The 21,608-nt window shown below is 71.7% G+C and carries 19 protein-coding genes; 7 read left to right on the plus strand and 12 right to left on the minus strand.

The window, feature by feature from the left end; genetic code table 11:
* Positions 1 to 17: 17 nt before the first annotated feature.
* Positions 18 to 1,328, minus strand: a complete 1,311-nt coding sequence (locus tag ACFVUY_RS17910; protein ID WP_387730883.1) for a choice-of-anchor A family protein — start codon at positions 1,326 to 1,328, stop codon at positions 18 to 20.
* A gap of 246 nt (positions 1,329 to 1,574) precedes the next feature.
* Between ACFVUY_RS17910 and ACFVUY_RS17915 the strand changes: the two genes are divergently transcribed.
* Positions 1,575 to 2,546 carry a heme A synthase gene (locus ACFVUY_RS17915; RefSeq protein WP_387730886.1) on the plus strand — a complete coding sequence of 324 codons (972 nt, stop codon included), beginning with the start codon at positions 1,575 to 1,577 and terminating at the stop codon, positions 2,544 to 2,546.
* 70 nt (positions 2,547 to 2,616) lie between these two features.
* Here ACFVUY_RS17915 and ACFVUY_RS17920 read toward each other — a convergent pair whose 3' ends face one another.
* The gene (locus ACFVUY_RS17920) at positions 2,617 to 2,949 is read right to left on the minus strand and encodes a hypothetical protein (protein ID WP_387730889.1); all 333 of its coding nucleotides are present in this window, start codon (positions 2,947 to 2,949) and stop codon (positions 2,617 to 2,619) included.
* Positions 2,950 to 3,021: 72 nt separating this feature from the next.
* Here ACFVUY_RS17920 and ACFVUY_RS17925 point away from each other — a divergent pair, with 72 nt between their 5' ends.
* Positions 3,022 to 3,663 carry a DUF2461 domain-containing protein gene (locus ACFVUY_RS17925; RefSeq protein ID WP_387685638.1) on the plus strand — a complete coding sequence of 214 codons (642 nt, stop codon included), beginning with the start codon at positions 3,022 to 3,024 and terminating at the stop codon, positions 3,661 to 3,663.
* Positions 3,664 to 3,713: 50 nt separating this feature from the next.
* Here ACFVUY_RS17925 and ACFVUY_RS17930 read toward each other — a convergent pair whose 3' ends face one another.
* Complete coding sequence (locus ACFVUY_RS17930) at positions 3,714 to 4,661, minus strand: heme o synthase (protein WP_387685636.1); 948 nt, start codon at positions 4,659 to 4,661, stop codon at positions 3,714 to 3,716.
* 463 nt (positions 4,662 to 5,124) lie between these two features.
* Here ACFVUY_RS17930 and tkt point away from each other — a divergent pair, with 463 nt between their 5' ends.
* From tkt to pgl, 5 genes are all read left to right on the plus strand, one after another.
* On the plus strand, positions 5,125 to 7,224 hold the full coding sequence (gene tkt, locus ACFVUY_RS17935) for a transketolase (protein ID WP_387730891.1): 2,100 nt from the start codon (positions 5,125 to 5,127) through the stop codon (positions 7,222 to 7,224).
* A gap of 89 nt (positions 7,225 to 7,313) precedes the next feature.
* On the plus strand, positions 7,314 to 8,456 hold the full coding sequence (tal, locus tag ACFVUY_RS17940) for a transaldolase (protein WP_387685632.1): 1,143 nt from the start codon (positions 7,314 to 7,316) through the stop codon (positions 8,454 to 8,456).
* Positions 8,457 to 8,517: 61 nt separating this feature from the next.
* Positions 8,518 to 10,107 (plus strand): glucose-6-phosphate dehydrogenase, encoded by a 1,590-nt coding sequence (gene zwf, locus ACFVUY_RS17945; protein WP_359912954.1) that lies wholly within the window; start codon positions 8,518 to 8,520, stop codon positions 10,105 to 10,107.
* On the plus strand, positions 10,104 to 11,204 hold the full coding sequence (gene opcA, locus ACFVUY_RS17950) for a glucose-6-phosphate dehydrogenase assembly protein OpcA (protein WP_387685630.1): 1,101 nt from the start codon (positions 10,104 to 10,106) through the stop codon (positions 11,202 to 11,204). Before zwf ends, opcA begins: the two co-directional genes overlap by 4 nt.
* On the plus strand, positions 11,201 to 11,989 hold the full coding sequence (pgl, locus tag ACFVUY_RS17955; protein ID WP_387730894.1) for a 6-phosphogluconolactonase: 789 nt from the start codon (positions 11,201 to 11,203) through the stop codon (positions 11,987 to 11,989). Before opcA ends, pgl begins: the two co-directional genes overlap by 4 nt.
* Positions 11,990 to 12,079: 90 nt before the next feature.
* Here the strand turns inward: pgl and ACFVUY_RS17960 are convergent, their stop codons facing one another.
* From ACFVUY_RS17960 to uvrC, 9 genes are all read right to left on the minus strand, one after another.
* On the minus strand, positions 12,080 to 12,367 hold the full coding sequence (locus ACFVUY_RS17960; protein ID WP_223245297.1) for an RNA polymerase-binding protein RbpA: 288 nt from the start codon (positions 12,365 to 12,367) through the stop codon (positions 12,080 to 12,082).
* A 205-nt stretch (positions 12,368 to 12,572) separates the two neighbouring features.
* Positions 12,573 to 12,809 carry a preprotein translocase subunit SecG gene (gene secG, locus ACFVUY_RS17965; RefSeq protein WP_359817184.1) on the minus strand — a complete coding sequence of 79 codons (237 nt, stop codon included), beginning with the start codon at positions 12,807 to 12,809 and terminating at the stop codon, positions 12,573 to 12,575.
* 87 nt (positions 12,810 to 12,896) lie between these two features.
* Complete coding sequence (tpiA, locus tag ACFVUY_RS17970; protein WP_359912928.1) at positions 12,897 to 13,682, minus strand: triose-phosphate isomerase; 786 nt, start codon at positions 13,680 to 13,682, stop codon at positions 12,897 to 12,899.
* A gap of 5 nt (positions 13,683 to 13,687) precedes the next feature.
* Positions 13,688 to 14,899 (minus strand): phosphoglycerate kinase, encoded by a 1,212-nt coding sequence (locus tag ACFVUY_RS17975; protein WP_387730897.1) that lies wholly within the window; start codon positions 14,897 to 14,899, stop codon positions 13,688 to 13,690.
* Positions 14,900 to 15,053: 154 nt separating this feature from the next.
* The gene (gene gap, locus ACFVUY_RS17980; RefSeq protein ID WP_387685624.1) at positions 15,054 to 16,061 is read right to left on the minus strand and encodes a type I glyceraldehyde-3-phosphate dehydrogenase; all 1,008 of its coding nucleotides are present in this window, start codon (positions 16,059 to 16,061) and stop codon (positions 15,054 to 15,056) included.
* A 332-nt stretch (positions 16,062 to 16,393) separates the two neighbouring features.
* Positions 16,394 to 17,374: a DNA-binding protein WhiA gene (gene whiA / locus ACFVUY_RS17985; protein WP_049649611.1), complete on the minus strand. Its 981-nt coding sequence runs from the start codon at positions 17,372 to 17,374 to the stop codon at positions 16,394 to 16,396.
* Complete coding sequence (yvcK, locus tag ACFVUY_RS17990; RefSeq protein ID WP_380548970.1) at positions 17,365 to 18,462, minus strand: uridine diphosphate-N-acetylglucosamine-binding protein YvcK; 1,098 nt, start codon at positions 18,460 to 18,462, stop codon at positions 17,365 to 17,367. Before yvcK ends, whiA begins: the two co-directional genes overlap by 10 nt.
* Before the next feature lie 63 nt (positions 18,463 to 18,525).
* Positions 18,526 to 19,410 carry an RNase adapter RapZ gene (rapZ, locus tag ACFVUY_RS17995; protein WP_359912919.1) on the minus strand — a complete coding sequence of 295 codons (885 nt, stop codon included), beginning with the start codon at positions 19,408 to 19,410 and terminating at the stop codon, positions 18,526 to 18,528.
* A 118-nt stretch (positions 19,411 to 19,528) separates the two neighbouring features.
* Positions 19,529 to 21,598, minus strand: coding sequence for an excinuclease ABC subunit UvrC (gene uvrC / locus ACFVUY_RS18000; RefSeq protein WP_387730900.1), 2,070 nt, complete (start codon positions 21,596 to 21,598; stop codon positions 19,529 to 19,531).
* Between the last annotated feature and the right edge of the window lie 10 nt (positions 21,599 to 21,608).

The following is a 21,608-nucleotide window of genomic DNA, read 5'->3' on the forward strand; positions in this document are numbered from 1 at the left end:
GGGCGGGCTCGACCGGCTCAGGCCTTCCTGGCCGCCTTGCGCCGGGCGGCCACCACGATCGCGCCACCGGCCGCGAGCACGACCGCACCGCCGATCGCCAGCGGCAGCACCGGGCCGGAGCCGGTGTGCGCCAGGTTGCCGCCCGCGTCCGGCTGGGCGGACGGGCTGCCCGAGGCCGACGGGGCGGTGGTCGCGCCGGTGGCGGACGCGCTGGGCGAACCGCTCGCGCCCGGCGTGCCGGTCGCCGGGGCGGACGGGCCGCCCGAGGGGCTCGCCGAAGCGCTCGGGGAGGTCGAGGCGCTCGGCGTGGCCGACGGCGAGCCGCTCGGCACGGTCGGCGGCACCGTCGGCGTGCCGGACGGCGTCGGCACGGTGCCCGGCAGGCAGCCGGTGAAGGGGTAGTGGTGCGTCTCCGCACCGCCCTTGCCGGTCAGCGAGGCGGCGATCACCGAGCCGTTGACCGGACCGCCGCTGCCGAGGTCGAAGGCGGCGTTCGGCGCGAGCACGGTCCCGGCCCAGGCGGCCTGACTGTTCTTGACCACCTTGGTGGCGGTCGGGAAGTTCCAGAGCAGCTTGGAGCGGATCGCCCCGCCCGCGGCGCTCTGCAGCTTGTCGTCCAGCACGAAGGCCTTCTTGCCCTCGTCCCACAGGTGGAAGCCGGTCGTCCCGGCCGCCGCCATGTCGTACGAGCCGCCGGTCACGTTGACCACCGTCACCGAGCCGGCCGGCACCTTGAGGAAGACGTCCTTGGCGCCCTGCAGCTTCGCCGCGTCGACGGTGAAGCTGTTGTACTTCGCGTCCCCGCCGGTGAACGTCAGCTTGGCGCCCTCGGCCTGGACCGTGGCGCCGGCGGTCTGCGGCACGGCGGCCAGCGAGGTCGCGGCGGCGCGCAGCTTGGCGAACTCGGCCTTGAAGTCGATCGGCGAGGGGCCCTGGTTGACGGTGCCGGCGTGGGCCTGGGCCACCGCGCCGTCGGCCTTGGAGCCGAAGACGCCGTTGCCCTTCATCACCTGGGTGTTGTGGCCGGTGATCCGGCCCGCCACGACCAGGGCGTTCTTGCCGGGCAGCGCGTCGACCTGGGCCGCGGTGAGCTCCTGGCCGACCGAGAAGCCGCCGGTGAAGTCGGCGTTGCCGCCGACCGCGACCGCGCCCTCGGCGTCGGGGGTGTGGGTGTCGTCGCCCTCGATGAATTCGCCGTAGAGGTTGGCGACCCCGAGACCGCGGCACTCCTGGTCGGCGCCGACGGCCTGGGCGGCCGGCGCGATGAGGCCGGCCAGTGCGAGAGAGCCACCGACGGCGAGCGCGGCGGCGGAAGTGGATATGCGCATGTGCAGGTCTCCGCTTACGTGCGGGAGGAGGTGGGAGAGAGGTCCGAAAAAAAGGTATGGACCAGAGGCGCACTCTCTCCACCCGAACCACAATTGGTCAAGACCAATGCGCATCTTGAGGGATTCACCCCTTTTGTCCGCGTGTCCCGTCCCGGCGTGTCGCCGGCCCCGGACTCCGCCGCCCACGGCCGCGCGCAGCCGTGCCCCGCCCCAAGATCGCCTGTAAGGCCGCCTACGATTGACCCCGTGCCTAACCCCTTCTCCCTGCTCGCCGAGCGCTGGCAGCCATCCGCCGAGATGGTCCGCCGCGCCACGTTCGCCGCGCTGGTGATGAGCGTGGTGATCGTCGTCACCGGCGGCGCCGTCCGGCTCACCGCCTCCGGCCTCGGCTGTACGACCTGGCCCCGATGCACCGACGAGAGCCTGACGCCCACCGCCGAGATGGGCTTCCACGGCGTCGTCGAGTTCACCAACCGGATGCTCACCTACGTGCTGAGCGCCGCCGTCGGCTGGGCCATCCTGGCCGCCCGCTGCCACCGGCCCTGGCGGCACAGCATGACCCGGCTCGGCTGGGCGCAGTTCTGGCTGGTGATGAGCAACGCCGTACTCGGCGGCATCACCGTGCTGACCGGCCTCAACCCGTACACCGTGGCGCTGCACATGATCGCCGCGATGGCCCTGGTCTGGGTCGCGCTGCTGATGTGGGAGCGGTCCAAGGAGGACGACGGCCCGCCCCGCCTCGTGGTGCCCCGCCCGGTCCACCAGCTGTCCTACGTCCTGGTCACCGTGATCGGCCTGCTCGTCGCGGCCGGCACCCTGGTGACCGGCGCCGGCCACCACCCCGGCACGCCCAAGGACAACAAGATCGTCCCGCGCATCCCGATCGACTACGACCGCCTCGCCCAGTTCCACGCCGACTTCGCGTTCGTCTCGGTCGGCCTGGCCATCGCGGTGATCTTCGTGTTCGCCGCCGTCAAGGCCCCGCAGCCCGCCCGCGCCCGGGCCAAGGAACTGCTCGCCGTCCTGCTGCTGCAGGGCGTGCTCGGCTTCGTCCAGTACTTCACCGACGCGCCCGAGCTCATGGTCGGCCTGCACATGCTGCTCGCCGCCCTCACCTGGATCGCCGCGCTGCGCGTCCCGCTCGCCCTGCGCACCCGCGCGGACGCGGCGACCGCCGACCAGCTGCCCGCCCAGGCTCCGCAGACCGCCTCGGTCTGACCCCCGGCAGCACCGACGGCCCGGTTCCTCCGCACGGAGGAGCCGGGCCGTCGCCGTGTCCGGGCCGGGTTCAGCCGCCGAGCTGGATGCCGGCCATCCGCTTCCACTCGTACGCGCCGGTCTTCACCTTGAGGCCCAGCTCGCCCTCGAAGTCCTCGTGCAGGGTCAGCCCGGCCAGCTCCGCGGCCCGGCGGCCGACGGCGTAGCTGGGGGCCACCTGGTCGCCCCAGGCGCCGTCCGCGCCCACCACGACGATCCGGGTGGCCACGGAGCCGACGTACTCGACGACCGCGTCGGCGCTGCCGCCGTGCTCGCGGGCGAAGCTGGTCAGGTGCTTGGCGATGCGCTTGGCACGGCGCTCGGTACGGGCGTCCGGCGCGGTGGCGGTCTCAACGCTGCTCATGCCCGCATGCTACCCAGCGGTAGCGCCGCTGGCGACGGGAGCACCCTGTGCACCGGGCCACATACTGGAGGGGTGACCTTCTCCGGCTGGCCGGCCGAGGCGCTCGACTTCTACGAGCACCTGGAAGCCGACAACTCCAAGACCTTCTGGCAGGCCCACAAGGACGTCTACGACGGCGTCGTCCGGGCCCCGATGGAGCTGCTGCTCGCCGAACTGGAGCCGGAGTTCGGGCCGGGGAAGATCTTCCGGCCCAACCGCGACGTCCGGTTCAGCGCCGACAAGTCCCCGTACAAGACCCACATCGGCGCCCATCTGGAGAGCGGCGGCTACATCCAGCTCTCCGCCGACGGGCTGGCCTGCGGCAACGGCTTCTACCAGCTCGCCCCGGACCAGCTGGAGCGCTACCGCGCCGCCGTCGCGGAGGACGTCACCGGCGCGGAGCTGGAGCGGGTGATCGCCCGGGTGGAGCAGCAGGGCCCGCTGGTGGTGGGCCGGGACTCCCTCAAGTCGGCCCCGCGCGGCTACTCCAAGGACCACCCGAGGATCGGGCTGCTGCGCCACAAGGGCCTGGTGGCCTGGCAGGAGTGGGAGCCCGCGAAGTGGCTGGGCACCCGCGCCGCCCACACCCGGATCACCGGCTTCCTGCACGCCTCCCAGCCGCTGCGGGACTGGCTGGACGACCACGTCGGCCCGTCCGGACTGCCCGCCCGCTGAGAACGAGAAGAGCCCCGGTCCGCCTGGACCGGGGCTCTTCTCGTCAGCCTCTACTTCACGAACGGGTCGATCGCGCAGACCACCATCAGCAGCGACAGGTAGGTGATCGACCAGTGGAACAGCCGCATCTCCTTGAGCTTCGCGCCCACGATCCCGGCCTTGGCCCGCCCGTACAGCGCGTGCGCCTCGCGCAGCCAGGCCGCGCCCAGCAGCACCGCGACGACCGGGTACAGCCAGCTCATGTGTCCCAGCGGCCAGAGCGCCAGCGAGACCGCCACCATCACCCAGGAGTAGATGACGACCTGCTTGCCGACCGCCACGTTGCCCTTGATCACCGGCAGCATCGGCACGCCGGCCCGCGCGTAGTCGTCGCGGACCTTCATCGACAGCACCCAGGTGTGCGGCGGCGTCCAGAAGAACACCACCAGGAACAGCACGATCGCGGCCCAGGACATCGAGTTGGTCACCGAGGACCAGCCGACCAGCACCGGCATGCAGCCGGCGATGCCGCCCCAGACGATGTTCTGCGAGGTGCGCCGCTTGAGCCCCAGCGTGTAGACGAACACGTAGAACAGCAGTGCGCCCAGCGCCAGCCCGGCCGACAGCCAGTTGACCCCGAAGCCCAGCAGCAGGGTCGAGACGACCGCGAGCACGACGCCGAACACCAGCGCCTCGCGCGGCGACACCATCCCGGTGACGATCGGCCGCCGCTCGGTGCGCGACATGATCGCGTCGATGTCCCGGTCGATGTACATGTTGAGGGCGTTGGCGCCGCCGGCCGAGAGGTAGCCGCCGATGACGACCTTCAGCACCAGCAGCATGTTCGGCACGCCCTGTTGAGCCAGGAACATCACCGGCACGGTGCTCATCAGCAGCAGCTCGATGATCCGCGGCTTGGTCAGTGCGACGAACGCGCCGACACGGGCCCCGAACGGCCGGTGCGCAGGAGTCGCCCCGGTGACCCCGGCGGGACGGGTTTCGACGGCGGTCACTAACACCCCAACTGAAGATGAATCCTCGCAGGCGTCCACAGGAACGAAGGGTCCCGAATCGTCCGCTCTGCGCGTACCACGACACCATAGACGTTCCATATATCGCATCCGGCTCCGGGGTCCCCCGGCGAGGCGGAACGCACACCCCCGGGTGAACCGCCCGGGCGACGCCCCCGGAGGCCTCCGGGGAGGTCCGCTAGCCCGTCCTGACCACCGGAGCGGCGCGGAGCCGCGATTCGGGAGAGTCTGGGACAAATCCCTCCCGGCGTTCCCGGTGGGAATCTGCAGGGGGAATTGCCGGTTGTCCCAGCACGGAGGGTGAGCCCCGACCCGGACGGTAGGCTCGCACGCAGAAGCGGGATCTACCCTCCGTGACCGGCACCACCCAGCGTCGGGACCACAGCGCCGTGGCCGACCCGGTCCCCATTCACGGGGTCACTCTTCACAATGGAAGGAGCCCTGAGACAGGGTGAGCACTGCGCCGACGAACGCATTCGAGTGGACCGATCTGGACGAGCGCACGGTTGACACCGCGCGGGTCCTGGCCATGGACGCTGTCCAGAAGGTCGGCAACGGACATCCCGGGACGGCCATGTCGCTGGCCCCGGCCGCGTACCTGATCTTCCAGCGATTCCTGCGCCACGACCCGACGGACCCGTCGTGGGTCGGGCGCGACCGCTTCGTCCTCTCCCCCGGGCACACCAGCCTGACGCTCTACACCCAGCTGTACTTCTCGGGCTACGGCCTGGAGCTGGACGACCTCAAGGCCTTCCGTGTGGCGGGCAGCCGCACCCCGGGCCACCCCGAGCACGGCCACACCGCCGGCGTGGAGACCACGACCGGCCCGCTCGGCCAGGGCATCGCCAACGCGGTCGGCATGGCGATGGCCGCCCGCTACGAGCGCGGCCTGTTCGACCCGGAGACGGCGGCCGGGGAGTCCCCCTTCGACCACACCGTCTGGGCCATCGTCTCCGACGGCGACCTGGAGGAGGGCATCTCCGCCGAGGCCTCCTCGCTGGCCGGCCACCAGAAGCTGGGCAACCTGGTCGCGCTGTACGACGACAACCACATCTCGATCGAGGGCGACACCGAGACGGCCTTCTCCGAGGACGTCCTCAAGCGCTACGAGGCGTACGGCTGGCACGTGCAGCGCGTCACCCCGAAGGCCAACGGCGACATCGACGTCGAGGCCCTCGCCGGTGCGCTGGCCGCCGCCAAGGCCGAGACCGCCCGCCCGTCGCTGATCGCGATGCGCACGATCATCGCCTGGCCGGCCCCGGACGCCCAGAACACCGCCAAGGCGCACGGCTCCGCGCTCGGCGCCGCCGAGATCGCCGCCACCAAGAAGGTCCTGGGCTTCGACCCGGAGAAGACCTTCGAGGTCAGCGACCAGGTCATCGAGCACGCCCGGCTGGTCATCAAGCGCGGCAAGGCCGCCCGCGACCAGTGGCAGCAGGGCTTCGACGCCTGGCGCGCCGCCGACGCGCACCGGGCCGCCGAGTTCGACCGCATCCAGGCCGGCGAGCTGCCCGAGGGCTGGAAGAAGGCCGTCCCCTCCTTCCCGGCCGGCAAGGACGTCGCCACCCGCAAGGCCTCCGGCGAGACCCTCAAGGCGCTCGGCGCGGTGATCCCGGAGCTGTGGGGCGGCTCGGCCGACCTCGCGGAGTCCAACCTCACCACCATCGACGAGGACAGCTCCTTCCTCCCCGAGGGCAACCCGCTGAAGTCGGCGAGCCCGTACGGCCGGACGATCCACTTCGGCATCCGCGAGCACGCCATGGGCTCGACCATGAACGGCATCGCCCTGCACGGCCGGACCCGCGTGTACGGCGGCACCTTCCTGGTCTTCGCCGACTACATGCGCCCGGCCGTCCGCCTGGCCGCGCTGATGAAGCTGCCGGTCACCTACGTCTGGACGCACGACTCGATCGGCCTCGGCGAGGACGGCCCGACCCACCAGCCGGTCGAGCACATGGCCTCGCTGCGCGCCATCCCGGGCCTGGCCATGGTCCGCCCGGCCGACGCCAACGAGACGGCCGTCGCCTGGCGCACCCTCATCGAGCGCCAGACCAGCCACCCCGGCCCGGTCGGCCTCGCGCTGACCCGCCAGAACGTCCCGACCTTCGACCGCGAGGTCTTCGCCTCCGCCGAGGGCACCGCCAAGGGCGCCTACGTGCTGGCCGAGGCCTCCACCGGCGACCCGCAGGTGATCCTGCTGGGCACCGGCTCCGAGGTCCAGCTGGCCGTCCAGGCCCGCGAGGTGCTGGAGGCCGAGGGCATCGCCACCCGCGTGGTCTCGGTCCCGTCCTTCGAGTGGTTCCAGGAGCAGGACCAGGCCTACCGCGACAGCGTGCTGCCGCCGTCGGTCAAGGCCCGCGTCTCGGTCGAGGCCGGCATCGCCCAGGGCTGGCGCGAGCTGGTCGGCGACCACGGCCGGATCGTCTCGCTGGAGCACTTCGGCGCCTCCGCCGACTACAAGGTGCTCTTCGAGGAGTTCGGCATCACCGCCGAGCGCGTGGTGGCCGAGGCCCACAACGCCCTGCGCTCCCTCGAGGCCGTCAACCGCTAGCGGCACCCGGCCGGGGCCGCCGACCGCACATCGGCGCCCCGGCCCTTCGACCACCCCACGAAGCAGAAGAACAAAGGGACTGAAGCACCATGACTGACGCACTGAAGCGCCTCAGCGACGAAGGCGTTGCGATCTGGCTGGACGACCTCAGCCGCAAGCGGCTGAACTCCGGCAACCTGGCCGAACTGGTGCAGAACAAGCACGTGGTGGGCGTGACCACCAACCCCACCATCTTCCAGAAGGCCATCGCCGGCTCCGGCGACGACTCCTACGACGGCCAGCTGCGCGACCTCGCCGTCCGCAAGGTCACCACCGACGAGGCGATCCGCATGATCACCACCTCGGACGTGCGCGACGCCGCCGACGTGCTGCGCCCGGTCTACGACGCCTCCAACGGCCGCGACGGCCGGGTCTCCATCGAGGTCGACCCGCGCCTGGCGCACGAGACCGCCACCACCGTGGCCGAGGCCAAGCAGCTGTGGTGGCTGGTCGACCGCCCGAACGTCTTCATCAAGATCCCCGCCACCAAGGCCGGCCTGCCCGCGATCGCCGAGGTCATCGGCAAGGGCATCAGCGTCAACGTCACGCTGATCTTCTCGCTGGAGCGCTACAAGGCCGTCATCGACGCATACCTGACCGGCCTGGAGACCGCCAAGGCCAAGGGCCTGGACCTCTCCCAGATCGAGTCGGTCGCCTCCTTCTTCGTCTCCCGCGTGGACACCGAGATCGACAAGCGCCTGGACAAGATCGGCGGCGAGGCCAGGAACCTGCGCTCCAAGGCCGCGCTGGCCAACGCCCGCCTCGCCTACCAGGCGTACGAGGAGGTCTTCGGCAGCGTCGACGGCAAGACCGCCGGCAGCGCCCGCTGGAGCGCCCTGGAGGCCGCCGGCGCCAAGCCGCAGCGCCCGCTGTGGGCCTCGACCGGCGTCAAGGACCCGGCCCTGCCGGACACCCTGTACGTCACCGAGCTGGTCGCCCCCGGCACCGTCAACACGATGCCCGAGGCCACCCTGGAGGCCACCGGCGACCACGGCGTGGTCACCGGCAACACCATCGTCCCCAACTACGCCGACGCCAAGGCCGTGCTGGACGCGATCGCCGCGGCCGGCGTGGACTACGACGACGTCGTCCAGCTGCTCGAGGACGAGGGCGTCGAGAAGTTCGAGCAGTCCTGGAACGAGCTGCTCGACACCGTCACCGCCTCGCTCGCCTCCTTCGCCGACGAGAAGTGACCCCTGCTCACAGCCAGCGCACGAAAGCGGAGCCCATCAAGTGAGCACTGATTTCCCCGAGTTGACACCGGAATCGGACGCGGACGATCTCCCGCCCACCCCCGTCAACCCGCTTCGTGACCCCTCCGACCGACGGCTCCCGCGCATCGCGGGGCCGTCCGGTCTGGTCATCTTCGGGGTCACCGGCGACCTGTCCCGCAAGAAGCTGATGCCGGCCATCTACGACCTGGCCAACCGCGGTCTGCTTCCGCCGGGCTTCTCCCTCGTCGGCTTCGCCCGCCGCGAGTGGGACGACGAGGACTTCGCCAAGGAGGTCCACGACGCCGTCCGGGACCACGCCCGCACCCCGTTCCGGGAGGAGGTCTGGCAGCAGCTCGCCAAGGGCATGCGCTTCGTCCACGGGACCTTCGACGACGACGATGCCTTCGACAAGCTGCGCGAGACCATCGAGGAGCTGGACAAGGCCCAGGGCACCGGCGGCAACTTCGCCTTCTACCTGTCCGTCCCGCCGAAGTTCTTCCCCACCGTCGTCCAGCAGCTCAAGAAGCACGGCCTGGCCGACCCGCCCTCCTCGCCCGCCAACGGGCAGGAGGGGACCGGCAGGACCTCGTGGCGCCGCGCGGTCATCGAGAAGCCCTTCGGCCACGACCTGGAGAGCGCGCAGGAGCTCAACAAGGTCGTCCACGAGGTCTTCCCCCGGGACGAGGTCTTCCGGATCGACCACTACCTGGGCAAGGAGACGGTCCAGAACATCCTGGCGCTGCGTTTCGCCAACCAGATGTTCGAGCCGATCTGGAACCGGTCGTACGTCGACCACGTGCAGATCACCATGGCCGAGGACATCGGCATCGGCGGCCGGGCCGGCTACTACGACGGCATCGGCTCCGCCCGTGACGTGATCCAGAACCACCTGCTCCAGCTGATGGCGCTCACCGCCATCGAGGAGCCGGCGTCCTTCCACCCCAAGGCGCTGGTGGCCGAGAAGCTCAAGGTGCTCAGCGCCGTCAAGCTCCCGGCCGACCTCGGCCGGCACACCGTGCGCGGCCAGTACGCGTCCGGCTGGCAGGGCGGCGAGGAGGTCGTCGGCTACCTGGACGAGGACGGGATCGACCCGGACTCCAAGACCGACACCTACGCGGCCATCAAGCTGGAGATCAACAACCGCCGCTGGGCGGGCGTCCCGTTCTACCTGCGGACCGGCAAGCGCCTGGGCCGCCGGGTCACCGAGATCGCGGTCGTCTTCCAGCGCGCCCCGTACCTGCCGTTCGACTCCTACGCGACCGAGGAGCTGGGGCAGAACGCCCTGGTCATCCGGGTCCAGCCGGACGAGGGCGTCACCGTGCGGTTCGGCTCCAAGGTGCCGGGCACCTCCTTCGAGGTCCGGGACGTGACGATGGACTTCGCCTACGGCGAGTCCTTCACCGAGTCCAGCCCGGAGGCGTACGAGCGGCTCATCCTCGACGTGCTGCTCGGCGACGCCAACCTGTTCCCGCGCCACCAGGAGGTCGAGCTCTCCTGGCAGATCCTCGACCCGATCGAGAAGTACTGGGACACCCACGGCAAGCCCGCCCAGTACGCGGCGGGGACCTGGGGCCCGGTCGAGGCGGACGAGATGCTCGCACGAGACGGCAGGAGCTGGCGCCGGCCATGAAGATCGACCTCACCAACACGACGTCCAGCAAGATCAACGCCGCGCTGATGGAGGCGCGCCGGGCCCGCGGTTCCGGCGCCGCCGGCATGGTGCTCACCCTGGTGATCGTGACCGACGAGGGCAGCGCCTACGACGCCCTCAAGGCCGCCAACGACGCCTCCCGCGAGCACCCGATGCGCACCCTCGCGGTGATCAAGCGCGCCGGGCGCTCGCCCCGGGCCCGCGCCGAGACCCGGCTGGACGCCGAGATCCTGGTCGGCTCGGACGCCGGCTCCGGCGAGACGGTCGTCCTGCGGATGCACGGCGAACTCGCCGCGCACGCCCAGTCGGTGGTCCTGCCGCTGCTGCTGCCGGACGCCCCGACCGTCGTCTGGTGGCCGGACAACGCGCCGCTGCACCCGGCGCAGGACCCGCTGGGCTCGATCGCCCAGCGCCGGATCACCGACGCCGTCACCGCCGAGTCCCCGGTCGGCCAGCTCGCCCAGCGCGCGCAGAGCTACACCCCGGGCGACACCGACCTGGCCTGGACCCGGGTCACCGGCTGGCGCTCGATGCTGGCCGCCGCGCTGGACCAGCGGCCGTCCACGATCGTCTCCGCGGTGGTCGAGGGCGAGTCCTACAACCCCAGCGTCGAGCTGCTCGGCCTCTGGCTGACCAACCGGCTGCACGTGCCGGTCGAGCGGGTCGTCACCAACGGCCCCGGCATCACCGCGGTGCACCTGCGCACCAAGGACGGGGACATCACCCTGGACCGCCCGGACGGCCTGCTGGGCACGCTCTCCATGCCCGGCTCGCCGGACCGCCAGGTGGCGCTCAAGCGGCGCGAGACCTCGGAGCTGATCGCCGAGGAGCTGCGCCGCCTGGACCCGGACGACATCTACGCGACGGCCGTGCGCACGCCCGTCGACCAGCTGCACGAGCCGGCCAACGCCGAGACCGCGGCGGCGGAGCGGGTCGCCCGGGAGGTCGCCGAGGACGCCGTCGAGGAGGCCGCCGAGGCCGCCGTGGCCAACCCGGACCGGGTGACCGCCGGGACGGCGGACCGGAAGCCCGCCCGGAAGGCCGCCGGCAAGCGCGCCGGCAAGGACGGCGCATGACCAACGCGACCCCCCAGCTCGTCGTCCACCGGGACAAGGAGCTGATGGCCCAGGCGGCCGCGGCCCGGCTGATCACTCGGATCGTGGACGCCCAGGCCGCCCGCGGCAGCGCCTCGGTGGTGCTCACCGGCGGCCGCAACGGCAACGCCCTGCTGGCCGCGATCGCCGCCTCCCCGGCGCGCGACGCGGTCGACTGGGGCCGGCTGGACCTCTGGTGGGGCGACGAGCGCTTCCTGCCCGCCGCCGACCCGGAGCGCAACGCCGTCCAGGCGCGCGCCGAACTGCTGGACGCCGTCCCGCTCGACCCGGCGCGGGTGCACGAGATGCCCGCCTCGGACGGGGTGGACGGCTCGGACGTGGAGGCCGCCGCCGCCCGCTACGCCGAGGAGTTGGCGAAGGCGGCCGGCCCGGGCGACCGGCTCGGCGTCCCGGCCTTCGACGTGCTGCTGCTCGGCGTCGGCCCGGACACCCACGTCGCCTCGCTCTTCCCCGAGCACCCGGGTGTGCGGGAGACCGAGCTGACCGTGGTCGGCGTGCGCGGGGCCCCCAAGCCCCCGCCGACCCGGATCTCGCTCACCCTCCCGGCGATCCGCACCGCCCGCGAGGTCTGGCTGCTGGCCGCCGGGGAGGACAAGGCGGGCGCGGTCGCGCTGGCGCTGTCCGGCCCGGGCGAGCTCCAGGCGCCCGCCTCCGGCGCGTACGGCCGCGGCCGCACCCTGTGGCTGCTGGACCGCGCCGCCGCGGAGCGGATCCCGCCGCAGCTCTACCCGCCGGCCTCCGCGTAGCCGGCCCGGCGATGCCGAAGGGCGCCACCGTCACTCGACGGTGGCGCCCTTCGTACTTCTCGCCGTTGCGTTCGGACCGTTGCGACGGGCTCAGATCTCGCCGCGGAGCTTCGCCAGCGCCTCGGCCAGGATCGCCTCGCCGTCGGCGTCGGTGCGCCGCTCGCGGACGTAGGCGAGGTGGGTCTTGTAGGGCTCGTTGCGCGAGGGCGCCGGCGGGTTGTGCTGGTCCTGCCCCGCGGGGAAGCCGCAGCGCGGGCAGTCCCAGGTCTCCGGGATCGCCGCTTCGGCGGCGAAGCTGGGACGGGTCTCGTGCTTGTTCGCGCACCAGAAGGAGATCCGGTTGCGCGGGGCGGACTCGCCGCGCTCCGCCTCGCCCATCGGGCCGGCCCCGACCCTGCTGCCACGGATGGCATTGCCACTTGCCACGGTCTGACTCCCTGCGTACTGGTGCGCCGACCCGCCGCGGTGCGCGTCGGTGGCGAAAGTCGTCCTAGTGTAAGCAGGAGTTAAGCATCCGCCACCATCGCCTCCGCACCCGACCGTCCCAGGATAGGCGCTCGGGCGACGGGGCGTCAGGGATACGTCAGACCGAGGTCTTCATCAGCAGGCCGAGGACGATGATGGACGCGAACCATCCCACGCCGACCACGATGGTGATGCGGTCCAGGTTGCGCTCGGCCACCGCCGAACCGCCGCCGGTGGACATCGCGCCACCGCCGAACATGTCCGACAGGCCGCCGCCCTTCCCCTTGTGCAGCAGCACCAGCAGGATCATCAGAAGACTGAAGATGATCAGGGCAATCGAGAACCCGAGAACCACGACGGGACCAACTCTCTCGTATCTTCGGCGAAGGGGCCGGGCCGCGTACGGCGGTCCGGCCCCAAAGCCTACGTTGCTGCGGCGGCGTTAGCCTACTGCCTGCTCACGGTAGCGCACGATCTTGACGAACTCGTCGGCGTCCAGCGAGGCACCGCCGACCAGGCCGCCGTCGATGTCGGGCTTGGCCATCAGACCGGCCGCGCTCGACGACTTCACCGAACCGCCGTACAGCACCCGGACCTTGCCGGCCAGCTCGGCGTCGTACAGCTCGGCGATCCGCTTGCGGATGGCGGCGCAGACCTCCTGCGCGTCCTCCGGGGTGGCCACCTCGCCGGTGCCGATCGCCCAGACCGGCTCGTAGGCGACCACGATCGACTCGGCCTGGTGGGCCGGGACGTCGGCCAGGCCGCCGTCCAGCTGGGCCAGGGTGTACTCGACGTGGGTGCCGGCCTTGCGGATCTCCAGCGGCTCGCCGACGCACAGGATCGGGGTGACCCCGGCCCGGTAGGCGGCCTTCACCTTGGCGTTGACGATCTCCTCGTTCTCGCCGTGGTACTGGCGGCGCTCGGAGTGGCCGATCACCGCGTAGGTGCACTGGAGCTTGGCCAGCATCGGCCCGGAGACCTCGCCGGTGTAGGCCCCGCCGTCGTGCTGCGAGATGTCCTGCGAGCCGTACTTGATCTTCAGCTTGTCGCCGAAGACCAGGGTCTGCACCGAGCGCAGGTCGGTGAACGGCACCAGGACGGCGACCTCGACGGCCTCGTAGTCCTTGTCGGCCAGCGCGAAGGCCAGCTTCTGGGTGTGCTGGATGGCCTCAAGGTGGTTGAGGTTCATCTTCCAGTTGCCCGCCATCAGCGGGAGACGGTCGGTCATGTGTGTCAGTCCTCCAGTGCGGCGAGACCGGGGAGGGTCTTGCCCTCCAGGTACTCGAGGCTGGCGCCGCCGCCGGTCGAAATGTGTCCAAAGGCGTTCTCGTCGAAGCCCAGGATGCGGACGGCCGCGGCGGAGTCGCCGCCGCCGACCACGGTGAACGCGTCGCTGTCGAGCAGGGCCTGCGCGACGGCCTTGGTGCCGTTCGCGTAGTCCGGGTGCTCGAAGACGCCCATCGGGCCGTTCCAGAACACCGTGCCCGCGTCGGCCAGCTTGGCCGCGTACAGCTCGCGGGTCTTCGGGCCGATGTCCAGGCCCTCCTGGTCGGCCGGGATGGCGTCGGCATCGACGGTCGTGGGGTTCGCCGGGGCCTTGGTCTTGAGGTCCGGGAACTCGGCGGAGACCAGGACGTCCGTCGGCAGCACGAACTCGACGCCCCGCTGCTCGGCCTCGGCCAGGTAGCCGAGGACGGTCGGGACCTGGTCCTCCTGCAGCAGCGAGATGCCGACCTCGTGGCCCTTGGCCTTGAGGAAGGTGTACGCCATGCCGCCGCCGATCAGGATCCGGTCGGCCTTCTTCAGCAGGTTGTCGATCACACCGAGCTTGTCGGAGACCTTGGCACCGCCGAGGACCACCACGTACGGGCGGGCGACGTCCTCGGTGAGCTTCTTCAGCACGCCGACCTCGGTGGCGATCAGGTCGCCCGCGGCGTGCGGCAGCAGGGCCGGCAGGTCGTAGACCGAGGCGTGCTTGCGGTGCACGGCGCCGAAGCCGTCGCCCACGTACAGGTCGGCCAGCGCGGCCAGCTGCTCGGCGAAGGCCTTGCGCTCGGCGTCGTCCTTGCTGGTCTCGCCCGCGTTGAAGCGCAGGTTCTCCAGCAGCGCGACCTCGCCGTTCGCCAGCGCGGCGGCGGTGGCCGTGGCACTCTCGCCGACGGTGTCGGTGGCGAAGGCGACGTCCTTGCCGAGGATCTCGCCGAGGCGCCCGGCCACCGGGGCGAGCGAGAACCGCGACTCCGGCTCGCCCTTGGGGCGGCCGAGGTGCGAGGCGACGACGACCTTCGCACCGGCCGCGGCCAGCTTGGCGATGGTCGGCGCGACGGCGCGGATGCGGCCGTCGTCGGTGATCGTGTCGCCGTCCAGCGGCACGTTCAGGTCGGCGCGCACGAAGACGCGCTTGCCTTCGACACCGGCTTCGATGAGCTCTTCGATGGTCTTCACGGGGATTCGGTTTCTCCTGGGGAGATGGTTGATGCGCAGTGAGGCGGCACGGCGCAGGGGCCGCCTGAGAAGTCCTTGAGCGCGGAACGAGGGCCCGGTCGGCACCGTACGCCGTCCGGGCCCTCGCCCCTACATCACGTCAGCTCCCGCAACGTCAGAGCTGCCCGCCGACGAGGGTGACCAGGTCGACGACGCGGTTCGAGTAGCCCCACTCGTTGTCGTACCAGCCGAGCACCTTGACCTGGTTGCCCTGGACCATGGTGAGCTGGCTGTCGAAGATGCACGAGGCCGGGTCGTTCACGATGTCCGAGGAGACGATCGGGTCCTCGGTGTAGGCCAGGATGCCCTTGAGCGGGCCCTCCTGCGCGGCCTTCTGGAAGGCGGCGTTGACCTCGTCCTTGGTGACCTCGCGCTCCAGGGTGACGACCAGGTCGGTGATGGAGCCGGTCGGGACCGGGACGCGCAGCGAGGTGCCGTCCAGCTTGCCCTTCAGCTCCGGCAGGACCAGGGCGGTCGCCTTGGCGGCACCGGTCGAGGTCGGGATGATGTTCTGCGAGGCCGCACGAGCACGGCGCAGGTCCTTGTGCGGGAAGTCCAGGGTCACCTGGTCGTTGGTGAACGCGTGGACGGTGGTCATCAGACCCTTGACGATGCCGAAGCTCTCGTTCAGCACCTTCGCCATCGGCGCCACACAGTTGGTGGTGCAGGAGGCGTTGGAGATGATGTGGTGGTTGGCGGCGTCGTACTTCTCGTCGTTGACACCCAGGACGATGGTGACGTCCTCGTCGGTGGCGGGCGCCGAGATGATGACCTTCTTCGCGCCGGCGGCGAGGTGCTTCTTCGCGGCCTCGGCCTTGGTGAAGATGCCGGTGGACTCGACGACGATGTCGGCGCCCAGGGCGGCCCACGGAAGGTTCGCGGGGTCACGCTCGGCGGTCACCTTGAAGGTGTGGCCGTCGACGGTGATGCTGTCCTCGGTGTGCGAGACCTCGGCCTGGAGGGTACCCAGGGTGGTGTCGTACTTGAGCAGGTGAGCCAGGGTCTTCGTGTCGGTGAGGTCGTTGACACCGACGATCTCGATGTCCGCGCCCTGGGCCTTGACCGCGCGGAAGAAGTTGCGGCCGATGCGGCCGAAGCCGTTGATGCCTACCCGGATCGTCACGAACCGATCTCCTCGTTAGGTACGCCGGGCGCGAGGCCCGGCGGGATGAGATTTGGGAAGTCCCCGACCGCCTATGACCCTACCCCTCCGGGGCCTGGGACGGCACATCGCGCCGCCTGGTGAGACCGGGCGTGGCGTGCCCCAAACCCCATTTCAGGCCGTCCGGCCCCGGCCCGCCGGGCAGTTGGCCCCAGGTCAGTGGTCTCTACCAATTCGGGAGTGCCGGGGCTGTCCGGAAACGACCGCGGCCGGCGCCCGGAAGTCCGGGCACCGGCCTGTCGTGATCACGGAGCGTGAGCGTGAGCGTGGGCGTCAGCTCATCGCCATCCCGGTCAGTTCATCGCCATCTCGTCGGTGAGGCTGGCCTCGGTGCTCGGCAGGCCGAGCTCGGAGGCCCGCTTGTCGGCCATCGCCAGCAGGCGGCGGATCCGCCCGGCCACCGCGTCCTTGGTCAGCGGCGGGTCCGCGAGCGCGCCCAGCTCCTCCAGCGAGGCCTGCTTGTGCTGCATCCGCAGCTGGCCGGCCGCGGCCAGGTGCTCGGGCACCTCGTCGCCGAGGATCTCCAGCGCGCGGGCCACCCGGGCGCCGGCCGCCACCGCGGCGCGGGCCGAGCGGCGCAGGTTGGCGTCGTCGAAGTTGGCCAGCCGGTTGGCGGTGGCACGCACCTCGCGCCGCATCCGGCGCTCCTCCCAGGCGAGCACCGACTCGTGCGCGCCGAGCCGGGTCAGCAGGGCGCCGATCGCGTCGCCGTCGCGGATCACCACCCGGTCGACGCCGCGCACCTCGCGGGCCTTGGCCGGGATGCCGAGCCGGCGGGCGGCGCCGACCAGGGCGAGGGCGGCCTCCGAGCCGGGGCAGGTGATCTCCAGCGAGGAGGAGCGGCCCGGCTCGGTGAGCGAGCCGTGCGCCAGGAAGGCCCCGCGCCAGGCCGCCTCGGCATCGCAGGTGGCCCCGGAGACGACCGCCGGGGGCAGGCCCCGGATCGGACGGCCTCGGCCGTCCACGAGCCCGGTCTGGCGCGCCAGCAGCTCGCCGTCCTTGACCACCCGGACCACGAAGCGGCTCCCCCGGCGCAGTCCGCCGGGGGCCATCACCACCAGGTCCGAGGAGTGCCCGAAGATCTCCAGCAGGTCCTTGCGCAGCCGCCGTGCCGCCGCTCCGGTGTCCAGCTCCGCCTCGATCACGATGCGGCCGCTCACGATGTGCAGCCCGCCCGCGAACCGCAGGATCGCCGACACCTCCGCCTTGCGACAGCAGGCCCGGGTGACCGGGAGCCGGCTGATCTCGTCCTTCACCGCTGGAGTCATCGCCATGGCCCGATCCTTCCATGTGTCCGGAAAATCCGGTCGTACGCTGCCGCCAACAGCTCGGGGTCGTGTCGCGGCGTCCCGTCGGCGCGGGCCACCGAGCCGAGCACCAGAGCCGCTCCCATCCGCTCGGCGGCCTTCTCCAGTCCGTCCAGGTCGGCCTGGCCGAAGGCCCCGCCGGTGACGGCGCGCTCGTCCACCAGGATCGCATCCACGGCGAGGTCCGGAGCGTGGTCGGCGATGACCTCCAGGTGACGCTGCGGCGTGAAGCCCTCGGTCTCCCCCGGCTGGGGAGCCAGGTTCAGGGTGAGCAGGCGGCGGGCGCGCGTCTCGGTGAGCGCCGCGGCCAGCTCGGGCACCAGCAGGTGCGGCAGCACGCTGGTGAACCAGGAGCCGGGGCCGAGCACCACCCAGTCCGCCTCCCGGACGGCGGTGACCGCCTCCGGGACGGCGGGCGGCTCGTCCGGCAGCAGCCGGATCGACTGCACGGTGCCCGGGGTCACCGCGACGTCGGCCTGGCCGCGCACGGCCGTGACCTCGCCGGGCCGCAGCGGGTCGTGGCCGCGGACGGTCGCCTCGATGTCCAGCGGCACCGCCGACATCGGCAGCACCCGGCCCTGCACGTTGAGCAGCCGGCCGACCCAGTCCAGTGCCGCCACCGGGTCGCCCAGCTTCTCCCAGAGCGCGACGATCAGCAGGTTGCCCACCGCGTGGCCGCCGAGCTCGCCGTTGCCGGTGAAGCGCTGCTGGATCACCTCGGACCAGGTGCGGCCCCAGTCGTCGTCCCCGCACAGCGCGGCCAGCGCCTTGCGCAGGTCGCCCGGGGGCAGCACGCCCAGCTCCTCGCGCAGCCGGCCGCTGGAACCGCCGTCGTCGGCGACGGTGACCACCGCGGTGAGGTCGCTGGTGAGCCGGCGCAGCGCCGACAGCGAGGCGGACAGGCCCTGCCCGCCGCCGAGCGCGGTGATCCTGGGCGCCGGATTGGCGCGGGCGGGGCTGCTGCGGGGACGGCCCGGCGCCGTGGGCCGGGCCGGGCTGCCCGCCCGGTCACCGGTCCTGCTCTGCGGCTGTCGCCCGGGCACGTATCCCGCCACACTCACCTCGCGTTCCTCGGCCCGCCGACCGCTCCGCCGGCGGGCCCGGCAGGGAGGCGGCGGTTACTCCCGTCCCATGTCACGGTGGACGAGCACCGTCTCGACTCCGTCGGCGATGAGACGCTTGGTCAGACGCTCGGACATGGCGACGCTGCGGTGCTTGCCACCGGTGCAGCCTACGGCAAGCGTCATGTAGCGCTTCCCCTCGCGGCGGTATCCCTCGGTGATGATGCGCAGGAGCTGGGCGTAACCGTCCAGGAACTCGTTGGCTCCGGGCTGCTGGAAGACGTAGTCGGCGACGTCCGCGTCGGTGCCGGTGCGGGCCCGCAGTTCGGGCACCCAGTGCGGGTTCGGCAGGAAGCGGCAGTCCACCACGAGGTCGGCGTCGACCGGCAGGCCGTACTTGAATCCGAAGGACATCACGGTGGCGCGCAGCTCGGGCTCGTCGTGGTCGGCGAACTGGGCGTCCAGCTTGGCGCGCAGCTGGTGCACGTTGAGGTTGGAGGTGTCGATCACCAGGTCGGCCTCGCCGCGCAGGTCGCGCAGCAGGTCGCGCTCCTGGGCGATGCCGTCCACGATCCGGCCGTCGGCCTGCAGCGGGTGCGGGCGGCGGACGCTCTCGAAGCGGCGCACCAGCGCCTCGTCGGAGGAGTCCAGGAAGACGACCCGGAGCCGGACCCCGCGCTTCTCCAGCTCGTCCAGCGAGGTGAGCAGGTCGTCGAAGAACTGCCGGCCGCGGACGTCCACGACCACGCCGATCCTGGCGACGTTGCCCTGGGAGCGCGCGCCCAGGTCGACCATGGTAGGAATCAGGGCCGGCGGCAGGTTGTCCACCACGAACCAGCCGAGGTCCTCCAGGCACTTGGCCGCGGTGGAGCGGCCGGCTCCGGACATCCCGGAGATGATCACCAGCTCCGGCGCGTTCTCGGCCACGTCTGACACGGTCACTTCGGTTCCCCGCTCTCGGTCTTTCTGCTGGGGAGAACGCGTACGGCTCGGCCGCCCTTCCCCGGCCCGGGCAGGCGGGCGGGGCCGGGGCACACCGGCTGACGGGCGGCGTCGGCCGTCATGGCGTCTCCTGGGATGGTGCGGTCTGGGGTGCTGCTGCCACCGGCTCGGCGGCCTGCTCGGCCCCGTCCTCGATGATCTCGCCGGTCGCGGTGTTGACCGCGGGTGCGACGGGTGTACGGGACGACAACGCCTCCGCAACAGTCTGCGCGGTGCGGCGTCCGATGCCGGGTACCTCGCAGAGCTCGTCCACGGTGGCGGCCCGGAGCTTCTTCAGCGAGCCGAAGTGCTTGAGCAGCGCCCGGCGGCGAGTCTCGCCGAGGCCCGGGACGGAGTCCAGTTCCCCGGCGGTGAGTCGCTTGGAACGCTTGTTGCGCTGATAGCTGATCGCGAAGCGGTGCGCCTCGTCGCGGACCCGCTGGAACAGGTAGAGGCCCTCGCTGGAGCGGGGCAGCACCACCGGGTCGTCCTCGCCGGGCAGCCAGACCTCCTCCAGGCGCTTGGCCAGGCCGCACAGCGCGACGTCGTCGATGCCGAGCTCGTCCAGGGCGCGCTTGGCGGCGGCGACCTGCGGCTGCCCGCCGTCGACGACCAGCAGCTGCGGCGGGTAGGCGAAGCGCTTGGGGCGGCCGTCCTCGTCCCGGGTGCCGCCGGTGCCGGTGTCCGGGTCGGTGCCGCCGCCCGGGGCGGTGCCGGTGTCGTCCTCCTCCGGGACGGCCCACTCGCCGGTCCGCTCGCGCTCCTGGAGGTAGCGGCGGAAGCGCCGGCCGATCACCTCGTGCATCGAGCGGACGTCGTCCTGGCCCTCGAAGCCCTTGATCTGGAAGCGCCGGTACTCGCTCTTGCGGGCCAGGCCGTCCTCGAAGACGACCATGGAGGCGACCACGTCCTCGCCCTGGAGGTGGGAGATGTCGTAGCACTCGATGCGCAGCGGGACGGAGTCCAGCTCCAGCGCGTCGGCGATCTCCTGGAGGGCGCGGCTGCGGGTGGTGAGGTCGGAGGCGCGCTTGGTCTTGTGCAGTGCGAGCGCCTGCTGGGCGTTGCGCTGCACGGTGGCCATCAGGTCCTTCTTGTCGCCGCGCTGGGGGACGCGCAGGTCGACCTGGCTGCCGCGCAGGCCGCTCAGCCACTCGCGGACCGGCTCCGCCGGGTCGGGCAGGGCGGGGACGAGCACCTCGCGGGGGACGGACTCGCCGCCGCCGTAGAGCTGCTGGAGGGCGTGCTCGACCAGGCCGGCGGTGTCGACGTCCTCGACCTTGTCGGTGACCCAGCCGCGCTGGCCGCGCACCCGGCCGCCGCGGACGTGGAAGATCTGCACGGCGGCTTCGAGCTCGTCCTCGGCGAGGGCCAGCAGGTCGGCGTCGGTGGCGTCGGCGAGCACGATGGCGTTCTTCTCCATCGCGCGCTTGAGGGCGCCGATGTCGTCCCGCAGCCGGGCCGCCTTCTCGTACTCCAGTTCCTCGGCGGCCTCCCGCATCTGTTCTTCCAGCCGGCGCAGGTAGTTGCCGGTGCGCCCGGCCATGAAGTCGCAGAAGTCCTCGGCCAGCGCGCGGTGTTCGTCCGCCGAGACCTTGCCGACGCAGGGCGCGGCGCACTTGCCGATGTAGCCGAGCAGGCAGGGCCGGCCGACCTGGCGGGCGCGCTTGAAGACGCCGTTGGAGCAGGTGCGGACGGGGAAGACGCGCAGCAGCAGGTCGACCGTCTCGCGGATCGCCCAGGCGTGCCCGTACGGGCCGAAGTAGCGCACGCCCTTCTTGTGCGCCCCGCGCATCACCTGGACCCGCGGGTACTCCTCGTCGAGGGTGACGGCGAGTTCCGGATAGCTCTTGTCGTCGCGGTACTTGACGTTGAACCGCGGGTCGAACTCCTTGATCCAGGAGTACTCCAGCTGGAGCGCCTCGACCTCGGTGCCGACCACGGTCCACTCCACCGAGGCAGCGGTGGTGACCATCGTCGCGGTGCGCGGGTGCAGACCGGCCAGGTCCTGGAAGTAGGACGACAGGCGCGGCCGCAGGCTCTTGGCCTTCCCGACGTAGATGACCCGGCCGTGGGCGTCGCGGAACCGGTAGACGCCGGGGGAGGTCGGGATCGCACCGGGCGCGGGGCGGTAGGTGCTCGGGTCAGCCATGGGTCCACCG

Source organism: Kitasatospora sp. NPDC058063 (genome assembly GCF_042885395.1).
GTDB lineage: Bacteria > Actinomycetota > Actinomycetes > Streptomycetales > Streptomycetaceae > Kitasatospora > Kitasatospora lactacystinica.